10 protein-coding genes are annotated in these 14,077 nt (G+C 69.5%); 7 read left to right on the forward strand and 3 right to left on the reverse strand.

Features of this window, described 5'->3' with window-relative positions:
- The first annotated feature begins 147 nt into the window (after window positions 1-147).
- The 3 genes from VGO10_RS11920 (at window position 148) to VGO10_RS11930 (ending at window position 6,048) form a co-directional block, all read left to right on the forward strand.
- Window positions 148-1,266: a TetR family transcriptional regulator gene (locus VGO10_RS11920; RefSeq protein ID WP_327468525.1), complete on the forward strand. Its 1,119-nt coding sequence runs from the start codon at window positions 148-150 to the stop codon at window positions 1,264-1,266.
- Window positions 1,267-1,459: 193 nt separating this feature from the next.
- Window positions 1,460-2,473 (forward strand): hypothetical protein, encoded by a 1,014-nt coding sequence (locus VGO10_RS11925; protein ID WP_327468527.1) that lies wholly within the window; start codon window positions 1,460-1,462, stop codon window positions 2,471-2,473.
- 56 nt (window positions 2,474-2,529) lie between these two features.
- A complete protein-coding gene (locus VGO10_RS11930) occupies window positions 2,530-6,048 on the forward strand; it encodes an NHL repeat-containing protein (protein ID WP_327468529.1) in 3,519 nt (1,172 codons plus the stop codon).
- A gap of 3,062 nt (window positions 6,049-9,110) precedes the next feature.
- Here VGO10_RS11930 and VGO10_RS11935 read toward each other — a convergent pair.
- Genes VGO10_RS11935 through VGO10_RS11945 form a run of 3 tightly spaced genes read right to left on the reverse strand, consistent with a single transcriptional unit; the run spans window position 9,111 to window position 10,623 of the window.
- On the reverse strand, window positions 9,111-9,842 hold the full coding sequence (locus VGO10_RS11935) for a VOC family protein (protein WP_327468531.1): 732 nt from the start codon (window positions 9,840-9,842) through the stop codon (window positions 9,111-9,113).
- Between the two features lie 2 nt (window positions 9,843-9,844).
- Window positions 9,845-10,165: a YbjQ family protein gene (locus VGO10_RS11940; RefSeq protein WP_327468533.1), complete on the reverse strand. Its 321-nt coding sequence runs from the start codon at window positions 10,163-10,165 to the stop codon at window positions 9,845-9,847.
- Window positions 10,166-10,206: 41 nt separating this feature from the next.
- On the reverse strand, window positions 10,207-10,623 hold the full coding sequence (locus VGO10_RS11945; protein WP_327468535.1) for a MarR family winged helix-turn-helix transcriptional regulator: 417 nt from the start codon (window positions 10,621-10,623) through the stop codon (window positions 10,207-10,209).
- A gap of 54 nt (window positions 10,624-10,677) precedes the next feature.
- Here VGO10_RS11945 and VGO10_RS11950 point away from each other — a divergent pair, with 54 nt between their 5' ends.
- From VGO10_RS11950 to VGO10_RS11965, 4 genes are all read left to right on the forward strand, one after another.
- A complete protein-coding gene (locus VGO10_RS11950) occupies window positions 10,678-11,085 on the forward strand; it encodes an SRPBCC family protein (RefSeq protein WP_327468537.1) in 408 nt (135 codons plus the stop codon).
- A complete protein-coding gene (locus VGO10_RS11955; RefSeq protein WP_327468539.1) occupies window positions 11,082-11,459 on the forward strand; it encodes a hypothetical protein in 378 nt (125 codons plus the stop codon). The genes VGO10_RS11950 and VGO10_RS11955 overlap by 4 nt, the downstream gene beginning before the upstream one ends.
- Window positions 11,460-11,495: 36 nt before the next feature.
- Window positions 11,496-12,992 carry an ATP-dependent DNA ligase gene (locus tag VGO10_RS11960; RefSeq protein ID WP_327468541.1) on the forward strand — a complete coding sequence of 499 codons (1,497 nt, stop codon included), beginning with the start codon at window positions 11,496-11,498 and terminating at the stop codon, window positions 12,990-12,992.
- Window positions 12,993-13,055: 63 nt separating this feature from the next.
- A complete protein-coding gene (locus VGO10_RS11965; protein WP_327468544.1) occupies window positions 13,056-13,955 on the forward strand; it encodes a haloalkane dehalogenase in 900 nt (299 codons plus the stop codon).
- The last annotated feature ends 122 nt before the right edge of the window (window positions 13,956-14,077 follow it).

Consider the following 14,077-nt stretch of genomic DNA (forward strand, 5'->3'; position numbering starts at 1 on the left):
CGCGCGGCAACCGGCGAGGAGGACCTGATCGGGCAGACGCCATACGCCGCCAACGATACCTCCCGCCGTCCTCAGCAGCGTGAGCAATTCGCGCCTTAATGTACGAGTCGAGTCGCAAAACTCGGATGTGAGGGTTAGCATCGCGTCATGGCGCAACGCGAGGGCGGTGTCTCAGAGAGCGCAGTGGCGCTGACCGACATGCCAGCGAGGGCGCAGACCTTCCACCGGCGTGCGCGCATCGTCGACGCGGCCGTGCGCGAGATCGCCGAACGCGGCTACGCGCAGGCGGCGGAAGCTGACATCGCCGCCCGGGCCGGCGTGTCAGAGCCGATGTTCTATGACGCGTTCTCCGACAAGCAGGAGGCGCTGATCTGGGCCTACGAGATCGCCGCGGCCTACGCGATCCCCCAGATCTTGCGCTCGCTGCACGCCGCATCGGAGTGGGGGCAAGGGGCGTCCGCCGCGCTGAGCGCCTATCTGGACATCCTTGATTGCGACCACGCGTGGGCGATGGCCTGCCTGCGCGACATGCCGGACGCCGGCAGACGCGCCCGGATCGCGCGCGACGTGGTCCGCGCCCCGCTCGTGGCCGCGCTGCAGGCCCGAGCCGTCGCGACCAGCACCGAGCGGATCGGCGTCAAGGCGACGTTGACGGCCATCGACGCGATCATCGTCGATCGGCTGCGCCACGATCCCACGCGGCCGCTGGGCGAGCGCCAGCCCGAGCTGGCCGCGTTGGTGCTCGGCCGGCAGCCGTCAGGGGCGGTCGACGAGCACTTCGCCGCGGCGGAGCGGGCGCCGATCCAGGAGCCGGAGATCGAGACGCTGCTCGAGCTCGGCGGCGCCGGCGACGCCGATCTTCGACGGCTCGTCCGCGAGGCCGCGGAGCTGCGCGACGGGCCCACGCTGTGGCGAGCCATCGCCGTGCTGCAACGCCGCCAGCTCAGCGGCCGGCACGCTCCTCACGACATCAAGCAGCTCGCGCTGGACGGGCTGGAGGTCGCGTGGTTCTTCGGCCTGCGCCTCGATGAGCCCGACGGCGACGCCGGGCAGGCGACAGACGATGCCTGCTATCTGCGCTTCGTCGCCGAACACCCCGGCTGCAGCGACGAGCAGGTGCGCAACGCGCTCGGCGTGCGACAGCTGTCCTCGGTCACCCGGGCGCTGCGGCGCCTGGAGGCGCAGGGCGCGCTGCGGCGCGGGTCCGGACCCGGGCGCACCGGCGGCTGGTGGCGGGTCTCCGTCGCTTCGGACAGCGGTGCTTGAACCGGCGGAAACGCGCCATCCAGGGGTCTCAAAAATACGAAATGCATCGTGAGATGTTGACTTCGGACATCGCTACGTTTACGGTGCTCGTCGTACCAGGACTTGCCGGGTTGGCAGGACCACGGTGTGAGGAGCGGTAGGCGCCGGGTGGCGTCTGCCGTGGGTCTGAGAGATCACTGCTGGAGGAGATGACGTGTCCGCTGTTCCTGCTCCCAGGACGTCGATGGTCGCTGCCGTTTCGCAGGGCGACGGTTCCCGCCCGCAACGCCGTAGCGGGCAGGGCTATGGCCTGCCTTCCCAGCGCGACCGGCTGGTCGCCGCGATGGGGGAGCTGATCGTCGAGCGGGGCGGCACCGCTGTCGGCGTCAACCACGTCTGCCAGCGGGCGGGGATCTCGCGCCGCACGTTCTACGAGCTCTACGCCGATCGGGACGGGTGTCTGCTCGACACCCTCGGCGTCGCCCAGGATCAGCTGATCGGCTGCGTGGCCGAGGCGGTCGCAGCTGCGGGCATCGAGTGGGAGGACCGCGCCGTCGCCGCGACGCGCGCCATGGTCGGCGCACTGTGCGCCGACCGGGTGCTGGGCTACCTGTGCGTGGTCGCTCCGCTGGCTGCCGGCCATGAGGCGCTCAACCAGCGGCGCGCGACGATGGACGAGATCGGCCGCCTCCTCGGCGATCCCCCGAGCATCGAGACCGACACCGACATCGTGCTGGCCGCGGCGATGGGCGGCGTGTGGGAACTGCTGCGCCGCCACCTCACCGAGGCGGCGCCGCAGACCGATCTGCAGGCGGCGGCGACCTACGGGCTGCTCGCGCCGTACATCGGCCGGCGTCGCGCGGTGATCCGCGCCAGTGCCCTTGGCCATCCCACCGCCTTCGTGACGCGCTGGACGCCCTCAGACGCCGGTCCCGACCCCCAGCTCGGGCTCCTGGTCACCGAGCTCACGCGCCAGACCTTGGAGTACCTGCATGGCCATCCCGACGCGACCAACATCGCCGTCGCGCGCGCCGTCGACGTGCGGCACGAGAGCCAGATGAGCCGTCACCTGAGCCGGCTGGAGCGCGCCGGGATGGTGCGCCGCCGCCGGCAGGGACGCACGAACGCCTGGCGGCTCACCGGCTGCGGCCAAGAGGCCGCGCGCTCCCTGTGTGCGGCCGAAGCGTCAGCAGCTGGCGTGCTCGCGTCCACCGAGAGCGGCCGATGACCTTGACCTTCCTGTTGCCCAAGAGCTTGACCAACACCTCGAGAGGGATCACCTGCATGACTGACCGTGAGTTGAAGGCCGGCGCTGGCGCGTCGGGGAGCTCGGTTCGCCGCGTCCTTGCGAGCGTCCTCGTCGCCACCGCCGCCCTTCTCGCCCTCGCCGCGCCCGCGTCCGCGGTCAGCCCGGTCTTCTCGACCAGCATCGGCTCCTTCGGCTCCGGCGCCGGGCAGCTCTCCAACCCGCGCAACGTCGCCGTCGACCAGTCGACCGGCGACCTCTACGTCGCTGACACGGGGAACCAGCGGGTGGTCAAGTTCGACTCCTCCGGTAGCTTCATCCTCGCCTTCGGGCGCGGGGTGGACCAGACGACCGGTGGTGATGTCTGCACCGCTGCGTCGGGCGACGTCTGTCAGGCCGGCACCCCCGATGTCGTTGGCCCTGGCGGTCTCAACCAGCCGGTGGCGGTCGCCGTTGACAACTCGACGAGCGCGTCGGCCGGCGACGTGTACGTCGGCAACCAACCGTTCCTTTCGGTCGGCCAGCCGTATGTCTCGAAGTTCTCAGGCGGCGGAAGCTTCATCTCCAGCATCCGCGGCACGAACGTCATCAACGGCTGGAACGGCGCACAGCTGGGCAGCGTCGCCGTCGATCCGCACGGGAACCTCTGGGTCCGCAACGACTTCCTCTTCGAGTTCGACTCCAACGGGACGTTCCTCCAGGAGTTTCAGTCCGGCTCCGGGAACTCGTTCCTCGAAGCGGACACCGGTGGCGGCGGGCTCGCCGTGACCGACGCCCACGTCTTCAATGTCCAGGGGAGAGCAGGGGCCGGCGGCTTTCTCGCCAGGTACACCACCTCAGGGCACTTCGATGGCTTCTATGACCCCAACAGCCGCGGACTCGCCCTTGACCCCGTCACCGAGGACCTCTACGCGACGCCTGACTCGGGGACGTCCATCCGCCACTACAACGCCTCCTGCCACCCGGTTTCCACACCCCTCGTCGACGCAATCAACAAAGGGGGTTGCGACCCCGACGATGTCTTCGGCTCCGGCGACCTCGTCGCAGCCGTCGGGCTCGCGCTGGACAACCAGACCCAGACGCTCTACGCGGCCGACGCCGGCGCAAACCAGATCAAGGTCTTCGTCCCGCCGCCGGCGGGCCCGCCCGTGATCCGGAGCCAGTGGGCCTCGACCGTCGGGTCGACCAGCGCCACGTTGAACGCCGCGATCAACGCCATGCGGACCGACACCACGTGCCGGTTGCAATACGTCGACGATCCGGCCTTCCAGGCACAGGGCTTCACCAGTGCCACCACGGTGGCCTGCGATCCCGCCGACCTCGGGTCCCGCTTCGCCGACGTGCCCGTCAAGGTTCGCCTCTCAGGCCTCGCCCCGGGCACGGTCTACCGCTATCGCTTCGTCGCCTCCAGCGCCGCCGGTGATGAGACGGGCGCCGCCCGCAGCTTCTCCACGGAGGTTCCCGAGCCGAACCTCCCTGACGACCGGGCCTATGAGCAGGTCTCCCCGGTCGACAAGGACGGCAACGGGCTGACCCAGGCCGACCCGAATGTGGGCAACTCCTACCGTGCCGCCGCGGACGGGCACGCCATCGCGTACCTGTCGTTCAACCCCATCCCGGGCTCGGCCGGCCCGGGTGAGAACGTCATCTCGTCCCGCACGGGCTCCGGCTGGACCTCGGTCCTTCCCACCCCGCCGCAGTCGCAGGGCACGACGCTGTGCACCTTCGCGCTTGCGCTCGACCCGACCTCTGACGACTTCTCCAAGAGCGTCGTCGCACAAGGCATCAACCAGCAACTCGGCTGCGGCAAGGACGATCCAGAGCTCGTCCCCGGAGAGCCGGAGGGGGTCGCCAACCTCTTCCTCCGCGAGAACGCGGGCGTCAGCTACCAGCTCATCAGCCGCAATCCCGTCACCGGCCCTCCGGCGGACGCGATCTTCAGGGCGTCAGATCCGACGTTCTCTCACGTGGTCTTCGACGAGCAGGCGCAGCTCACCGCGGATGCACCAGCGGGTGCTGACAACCTCTATCAGTTCGCCAACGGCGCGCTGACGCTCGTCTCGGTCGCGCCCGACGGGACGCCGCTCCCGGGTGGAGGCACGATCGGCGGCGTCGAGAGCGCCCGCCACGCCGTCTCCGATGACGGATCCACGATCTTCTTCGCGGGTGCCGACGGAAACCTCTACGCGCGCAGGAACGGCGTCACGACCGTCCAGGTTGACGCCGCTGAGGGGGCCGGCCCTGGCGGCAGCGGTCGCTTCGCCTTCGCCACCCCGGACGGATCGCGGGTCTTCTTCACGGCTCCTGCATCTTCCGGCCTCACCAACGACACGGTTGCGGGCAGCGGCGACAACCTCTACCGCTATGACTTCTCCGGGATCGGGACGGGGACGCTGACCGATTTGACATCCTCCGCCGACGCTTCCGTGCTCGGGTTCACCGGCGCAGGAGACTCAGGCGACGATGTGTACTTCGTGGCGCAGGGCGCCCTCGCGGCAGGCGCCACCGCGGGCGAGCCCAACGTCTACGTCTCCCACAACGGCGTCCTGAGCTTGATCGCCACGCTGGCCGTCGATGATGCATCGCCGGCGTTGTTCTATCCCGACGCCTGCGCTTGGAAGAGCTCCCCGTGCGCGCGGGTCACCCCGGACGGGCAGCATTTCGCGTTCAACTCCAATCGACCCCAGACCGTCGACGCAGGCTCGTCGACCTTCACCCAGGTCTATCTCTACGACCGACCCGGCGACCACCTGGTCTGCGTGTCATGCCCGCCGAGCGGCGCGGCCCCAGACGCCTCGGCGATCATCCAGCAGGCGCCGTTCCTCGGCGAAAATCAGGTGTTTGTCCTCAGCCGGGAGCTCTCCGACGATGGCTCGCGTCTGTTCTTCACGGCCGATGGGCCTTTGGTCGCTCGCGACGGCAATGGCCTTCCCGACGTGTATGAGTACGAGAACGGCAAGCCTCACTTGATCTCCTCGGGGACCTCCACCAGGCAGACCCGCTTCGTGGACGCCAGCGCCAACGGTGATGACGTCTTCATCGAGACCACCCAGCGCCTCACCTCGACGGACATCGACGGAGCGCTTGACATCTATGACGTTCGCGTGGGCGGCGGCTTCGCCGAGGCGCCTCCGGCGGCGCCGTGCACGGGCGACTCGTGCAGAGGGCCGCTGGGCGGCCCGCCGGCTCTGCCGAGCGCGGGCTCGGTCACCTTCGCGGGCCCAGGGAACGCCGGGCCGACCGAGACCGGGCCGACGACGACGGGCAAGGTGACGGTGACCCGCAAAGTCGTCTCGGGCTCGCGCTTCGTGTTGACGGTCAAGGTGCCGACCAAGGGCGTGATCTCGATCACGGGCGCGAACATCAAGTCGGCGCGCAGGAGCGCGGCGCGGGCCGGGACCTACAAGGTCACGGTGACGCTGAGCGCTGCGGGCAAGCGAGCGCTCAAGCGCAAGCGCCATCTCAGCCTGAAGGCACGGGTTGGGTACGTGCCGGCGACCGGCATCCCCTCGTCGGCGACTGTCTCCGTGACCGTCAAGAGCGGAGGTCAGCGATGACCACCACGACCATCCCCACGATTTCCGACATGAGCAGAGAGGCCACTGTGACAGGACTTGATCGCCCGAATCGCCAGCGTGACCGGCGAGTCCGGACCGCGTTGGCGACGCTTGTCGCGCTCGCCGCCGGGTGCGCCGCGCTGATGGCGCTGTCCGTCGCTCCGGCCGGCGCCGCACTGCAGTTCTCGGCCAGTGTCGGTGAGATCTCGGGTCCGGCTGTCGGCATGTCGTTCTCGGCACTGCGCTCCGAGAGCGTGGCGGTCAACGACCTCAACGGGCACATCCTGGTCGCCGACTCCGGCACGGGCAACGTGTACGACTTCAACTCGGCTGCTGATACCTCGCCGACGACCTGGAACGGCTCCACGACGCCGGCGGGCTCGTTCGGCGGTGCGGGGGTCGCCGTGGCGGTCGACAACGCGACCGGCGATGTGTACGTCGCCGACTCGACGCATGCGGTGATCGACAAGTTCAACGCTGCGGGCGCCCTCGTCACGACCTTCGGTGACGCAAGCCCGGCGGCGAACGGGCAACTCGCCGGCAACGTCACCCCGGCCGGCGCCTTCGTGCCAGCGGGCAGCTTCGGGATCGCCGTCGATCAGTCGACCCATCACCTGTACGTCCTCGATGCCGGCCACCAGGTCGTCGATGTCTTCGACGCGACCGGCGCCTATCTTTCACAGATCAACGACCCAGCTGCGGCGGCCGTCGGACTTTACGGCTGCGGTGGCGGCTATGCCGATGGCATCGCCGTCAACGCGACCAGTGGACACGTCTTCGTCTCGGACTCCTGCTCGGTCAAGAGCTTCGAGTTCGATCCCTCGGGCAGTTTCGTGACCGCATGGGATGGGACGGGAACCCCCGCGGGCTCCTTCGGCGGCGGTTACACATCGGTGGCCGTCGACAACTCCTCCGGCGACTTCTACGTCAATGACACCAGCAACTCGGTCGTCGACGCCTTCGATGCCGCTGGCACCTACCTCGGCCAGATCACCGGCACACCCACGGGCACCGCTGGCGGCGTTGCCGTCGGTCAGAGCAGCGGCAGCATCTACGTCGCCGACGGTGGCACCGGTTCGGTCAAGGTCTTCGGGCCCGGGGCAATCATTCCCGACGCCGCCGCCAAGCCTGCAACCGCCGTCAGCCAGACCTCGGGCACGCTCAACGGCCATCTCGATCCGGCCGGTGCCGGGGCCGTCACCGCCTGTCACTTCGACTACGCCGATGACGCGACGTACCAGGGCAGCGGCTTCTCCAGCGCACAGACCACCCCCTGCACCGAGGGCAACGCCTTCGCCAACCCTGCGGACGTCCATGCCGACATCAGCGGGCTCTCACCCGAGACCACCTACCACTTCCGTCTTTCGGTCACGAACGCGAACGGCACCAACACGGCCTCGGCCCTCACGTTCACGACACTCTCGGCGGTGGTCCTCTCGACCGGTGCGGCCTCGGACATCACGCAGACGAGCGCCACGGTCAACGGCACGCTGAACCCGGGTGGCATCGCGCTGGCGTCGTGCCAGTTCGAGTACGGCCCCAGCAGCTCCTACGGCGCCTCTTTGCCCTGCTCGCAGTCGTTGGCCTCCATCGGCTCGGGCATCTCCGACACGTCGGTCTCCGCCCGTCTCGACGGACTGCATGCCGGAAGCATCTACCACTACCGCATCAAGGCGTCCAACGCCCTGGGCACCACCAACGGACCGGATCAGACGCTGGTCACCCAGAGCGCAGGCTTCGGGTTCCAGTCCTTCGCTTTCAAGCTGCTCGATCAGGCGGGGCAGCCCTACAGGCAGGCCGGCGGCCATCCGTACGCCCTGCAGGCCAACATGACCTTCAACACCAAGCTTGACAGGGACGGCAACGTCGTCCCGGACGGCATGGTCAAGGACGTCACCGTCTCATTGCCGGCGGGCTTGGTCGGCGACCAGACCGCCGTTCCGACCTGCACGTACAGCGATCTGATCGACGACAACTGCTCGTCGGCGGCGCAGATCGGCGTCATCCAGGCGGACGCGTCGGGTACGTTGAACCCCTTCCCGCCCGAGGGCGTTCCGATTTACAACATGGAACGGCCGGACAACCTGCCGGCCCAGTTCGGCTTCAACGTCTCGCCGGTCACAGCGACGATCGACACGCGTGTTCGCACCGGGTCTGACTATGGCCTCGAGTCCGAGGTAAACAACATCTCGGCTGCGATTCCGCTTCTGGCCACCCGTCTGACGATCTGGGGCAACCCCGCGGATCCCAGTCACAACGGCCTGCGGGACTGTCCGGGCCGGCGCATCCACCTCGGCTGCGCAACCGCGCAGCCTCCGTCGCCGCTTCTCACCCTGCCGACCAATTGCGGCGACCCGCTCACGGTGACCGCACGGGCCGATTCGTGGCAGGATCGAGACAACTTCGTTACTGCCACCGACACCCTTCCGGCAACCACGGGCTGTGACAAGTTGCAGTTCAACCCGTCACTGTCATTGCGGCCGGATACGAGCGCGGCTGACTCATCGGCGGGTCTCGACGTCGACCTGAAGGTGCCTCAAGACGGCCTCAAGGACGTGAATGGTCTCGGCGCCGCGAACCTGAAGAAGGCGGTCGTCACGCTGCCGGCGGGCTTCTCGCTGAACCCGGCAGCGGCTGATGGCCTGAACGCGTGCAGTGCGGCGCAGATCGGGCTCGGCAACAGCAACGAGCCGAGCTGCCCGGATGCCTCGAAGGTCGGGACTGCTGAGATCCACAGTCCGCTGATCCCTGACCCGGTCGAGGGGTCGCTGTATCTCGCGCGTCAGGACGACAACCCGTTCCACACCTTGTTGTCGGGGTATCTGGTTGCGCGGGGCGACGGCGTTCTGATCAAGCTTCCCGGCCGCTTTGACGAGCGTCTCGCCAGACGTGCTGAGGAAGAGCGCGTGTGGGTGGCCGATGCGCGCAGGCAGGCTGTCGCCCTCGTAGGTGAATGAGAGCGCTCGCCGCTCCAGGATCGCCGCCTGGACGGTGGCTTCGATCGTCACCCGTTCATTCTAGGAACATTCAAAGCTCCGAGGGGACGTTTGGCCGACGGCGACTCAGCCGCGGTGGTGGTCGACGACCTCGATGTTGTTGCCGTCGGGATCCAGCACATACGAGGCGTAGTAGCCGGGGTGGTACTGCGGGCGCTCGCCAGGCTCGCCGTTGGGGCGGTAGCCGGCGGCAACCGCGTCGGCGTAGAAGCGACCCACGGCCGCCTCGTCGCCGGGAAACGCCATGTGCAGGCCCGCGGTCACCTCGCTGCCGGGCACGAGCGAGAACGAGCCGCCCTCGCCGCCGATGACGGTCGTGCGGTCCTCGCCCGCATGGCGGACATGCAGCCCGGCTGCCGCGGCCACGGTCGTGTAGAACGCGGTCGCCGCCGGCAGGTCAGCGACGCGAATCCACAGGTGGTCGATGACGCCCTCGCGGCGCAGCCGGCCGTGGTGGACGGCCTCGACGCTGTTGCCATCCGGATCGCGCAGGAACGCGCCGTAGTAGTCCTCCAAGTACTGCGGCCGCGGGCCGGGGGCGCCGTCGTCGGTGGAGCCCGCGTCGATGCCCGCCTGCCAGAACGCGTCGACCTGCTCACGTGTCGGCGCGACGAACGCGACGTGCAACCGTTGCGTCGGCGGATGATCGCCGTCGGCCTGCGTCAGCGAGAAGTCGCGCCACTCGGCGTAAGCGCTCGTGCTGTAGGTGATGTCGATCCCCAGCTGCGTGAGGACCGTCGCGTAGAACGCTTCTGACACCGAGCGCTCGGTGACGCGGATGGTGACGTGATCGAACACGGTCAGCGCTTGCGTGCCCGCACGGCCGTGCCGTATGCGCAGATCTCCGTCCACGTCGTGCCGAGCTCGCTCGTGTCGAAGCGGAACGCGAGCACGGCGTTGGCGCCGCGCGCCTCGGCCTCCTCGACGAGTCGCTGCGACGCATGAGCGCGCCCCTCGGCCAGCATCTTGGTCATGCCCTTGAGCTCACCGCCGACCAGCGACTTCAGCGAGGCCCCGATCTGCGAGCCGACGTTGCGCGACCGGACGGTGAGGCCGAAGACCTCGCCGAAGACCTCTTCGATCTCGTAGCCGGGCAGGTCGTTCATGGTGCTGATGATCATGGTCGAGAGCCTAGCCCCAGAAGCGCCGGGCGCCACTGCGGTCAGTCGCCGGCAAGACGCGCCAACGTGCGGCGCAGGCGCGTGCGCTCCGCCGCGCTGACGTCGGCCAGGACGCCGTCCTCCATCTTGCGGATCGCGCGGCGCGCGGCGGCATGGCGCTTGGTGCCCGCGGCGGTCAGCGAGATGATCCGCGCGCGTCGGTCGCCGGGATCGGGCGTGCGGGTGATCAGGCCGTCGGCCTCGAGCTCGTCGAGCAACCCGATCAGCCGCGTCTTGTCATAGCCGATGGCCTGGGCAAGGGCGAGCTGCGTCTCGGCCGGCGCATGGGCCAGGTGCGACAACGCGATGTAGCCCCACATCGACAGCCCCAGCTCGGCCAGGAGCGGTCGCTCGGCGTCGATGAGCCGGCGCGTGATGCGCGCGAAGAGCGCGCCGAGATCTTCCCCGTCCTTCGCCATGGACGCGGAACTCTACGCGTTGACAGATCGTTTGTGTTGGTAGATCATCTGCACATGCATACGAATGCCGTCACCGGCCCGGTCGAGACCCGCTCGATCTCCATCGCCGCGCCGCCGGAGGCCGTCTTGGCGGTCGTCGGCGATCCCTACCGGTTGCCCGACTGGGCGCCGGGCTTCGCCCCCGCCGTCGAAACGCACGGCGACGACTGGCTGATCGGCACCGGCGACGCGCAGTTCGCGATCACCGTCCGCGTGTCGGCCGAGCACGGGACCGTGGACCTCCTGCGTCCAGACAACGCGACGTTCGGCGCGCGCATGCGCGTCCTGCACAATCACACGGGAAGCGAACTGGTCTTCACGCTTGTCTTCCCGGCGGGCGTCGATCCGGAAGTGATCCGCGCCCAGATGGAGACCGTCGAGGCCGAGCTGGAGACGGTCCGCGCGCTGGTCGAGACGCCATGAGGACCCGGATGGTGGCCGGCCCGCTGCCGCGCAGCGGCGGGCCGACGATCGTGAGCCTCACGGAGTTCACCCCCCGCTACGCCCGCGACTGGCCGCTGATCGCGCGCGACGGCCTGGCGCTGACGCGCGGCTGGTGGGCGATGGCGGGCGCGATCGGGGTGGTGCTCTACGGCGACGTCCGCCACCGGGTCGGCGGCTCGCTGTCGCTGTGGGCCAGCGAGGAGGACCTGCGGCGCTTCGTCGCGCTGCCGCGCCACGCGGCGATCATGCGCCGCTATCGCGACCGCGGGACCGTACGTGCCGCGGTCTGGACGGCGGAAGACCTGGACATCAACGCGACGATCGCGCGGCGTGCGACCTGGCTGACGACCTGACGCGTCGCCATCCCATGGGTGCGGCACGATGCAGCGGTGCTGTTCGCCGATCTCGCCGCCACCTCCCTCGCCGTCGGCGCGACCCGCTCGCGCAAGCGCAAGGCGGAGCTGCTGGGCGAGGCGCTGCGCGCGCTGGACCCTGGTGAGGTCGAGCCCGCCGTCGCCTACCTGAGCGGCGAGCTGCGCCAGCGGCGCACGGGCGTGGGCTGGGCCTCGCTGCAAGATCTCCCGGCGCCGGCCGACGAGCCGTCGCTCCAAGTTGGGGATGTCGACCTGGCGCTCGAACGCGTCGCCGAGCTGTCGGGCGCTGGCTCGCAGGCAGCACGACGTGACGCGATCGCCGACCTCTTCGCTCGCGCGACCGCCGACGAGCAGACGTTCTTGCGCGGGCTGATCTCCGGCGAGGTGCGCCAAGGAGCGCTGGCGGGCGTGATGGCCGATGCGGTCGCGCTGGCCACCGGGATCCCACGTGCGACCGTCGACCGCGCGACGATGCTGCGCGGTGACGCACGGGTCGTCGCCGAGGCGGCGCTGCGCGAGGGCGAAGAGAGCCTGCACCGCTTCCGGCTGGAGGTCGGCCGACCGGTGAAGCCGATGCTCGCATCACCGTCGGCATCGCTGGAAGAGGCGCTGGAGAAGGTCGGCGAGGGCGTGGTTGACTGGAAGCTCGACGGCGCGCGGATCCAGGTCCATCGCGACCGCGATGACGTGACGATCTCCAGCCGCTCGCTCGACGATCTGACCGCGCGGCTGCCAGAGGTCGTCGCCGCGGTGCGTGCGCTGCCGGCGCAGCGGTTGGTGCTCGATGGCGAGGCGATCTCGCTGCGCGAGGACGGCCGGCCCGAGCCGTTTCAGGTGACGTCGTCGCGGATCGCCTCGGGCGCACCCGGGGTCACGCCCGTGCTCTTCGACATCTTGCACTTGGACGGTGAGGATCTGCTCGACGCGCCGATGGCGCGTCGCGTGGAAGCACTGCAACTCGCTGTGCCCGAGGCGTTGCGCGTGCCGCGGCTGATCACCGGCGACCTCGCTGCGGTGCAAGCCCACTTCGACGCCGCGCTGGCCGCCGGCCACGAGGGCGTGGTCATCAAGGCGCTCAACGCGCCCTACGCCGCCGGCCGGCGCGGGGCAAGCTGGCTGAAGGTCAAGCCGCGCCACACGCTCGATCTCGTGGTGCTGGCGGTCGAGTGGGGCAGCGGTCGCCGGCAGGGCTGGCTGAGCAACCTGCACCTCGGCGCGCGCGCGGTCGACGGTGACGGCTTCGTCATGCTCGGCAAGACGTTCAAGGGGCTGACCGACGCGCTGCTCGCATGGCAGACCCAGAAGCTGCGGTCCTTGGCGGTGCAGGAACGCGGCCACACGGTCTACGTGCGGCCTGAGCTGGTCGTGGAGATCGCGTTTGACGGCGTCCAGACCTCGCGCCGCTATCCCGGCGGCGTCGCGCTGCGCTTCGCGCGCGTCCTGCGCTACCGCGAGGACAAGACCGCCGCAGAAGCCGATGACTTGAACGCCGTGCTCGCGCTGCGCCAGTGAGCGTATGCTGCGCCGGCGATGCGCCGATCGGGCGCGCACGTCTGACCGCAGAGGAGCAAGATGATGGAGTTGCTGCGCACCCCCGACGAGCGCTTCGCCGGCCTTCCGGGCTGGAGCTATGACGCGCACTACGCCGAGGTCACGGCCGAGGATCAGACCGCTCGGATGGCCTACGTCGACGAAGGCCCGCGCGGCGGGCGGCCGGTGCTCCTGCTGCACGGCGAGCCGTCTTGGTCGTACTTGTACCGGTCGATGATCGAGCCGCTCGTCGCGGCCGGCCTGCGCGTGATCGCGCCTGACCTCGTCGGCTTCGGGCGCTCCGACAAGCCCGCCGCGCGTGAGGACTACACCTACGCGCGTCACGTGGGCTGGCTGACCGACCTCGTTGTTCACCACCTCGACCTCACCGACGTCATCCTCTTCGGTCAGGACTGGGGCGGCCTGCTCGGTCTGCGCATCGCCGCTGAGCAGGAGGAGCGCTTCGGCGCGATCGTCGCCTCCAACACGTTCCTGCCGGCCGGCGAGCGGCCATTGGGTGCCGGTTTCGAAGCATGGCGGACCTACTCGCAGCAGACCCCCGAGCTCAACATCGGGCGGATCGTCGACGGCGGCACGGCCCGCGCGCTCGACGATGCCGAGATCGCCGCCTACGACGCGCCCTTCCCTGACGAGTCCTACAAGTCGGGCGCGCGTCAGTTCCCGCTGCTCGTGCCCGATGGCCCTGACGATCCGGCGGTGCCGGCCAACCGCGCGGCGTGGGAGGTCCTCAAGCGCTGGGACAAGCCCTTCGTCTGCGCCTTCGGTGACGGCGATCCGGTGACGCGCGGCGCCGACGCGGTGCTCCAGGAGTTGATCCCCGGCGCCGCCGGTCAGCCGCACGTGACGCTCGAAGGCGTCGCCCACTTCTCCCAGGAGGACGCCGGCCCGCGGCTGGCCGAGGTGATCCTCGCGGTCACCCGCTAGGCCCCAACGGTCAGCCGGTAGTCGGCGCCCGTCATCAAGATCGGGTCGCCCACCATCTGCATCAGCCGGGAATAGGTGCGCTCGCCGATGTGGTCGGCCAGACCGCCCGGATCCAGCGGCGC

It is taken from the genome of Baekduia sp. (assembly GCF_035996765.1).
Lineage (GTDB): Bacteria > Actinomycetota > Thermoleophilia > Solirubrobacterales > Solirubrobacteraceae > Baekduia.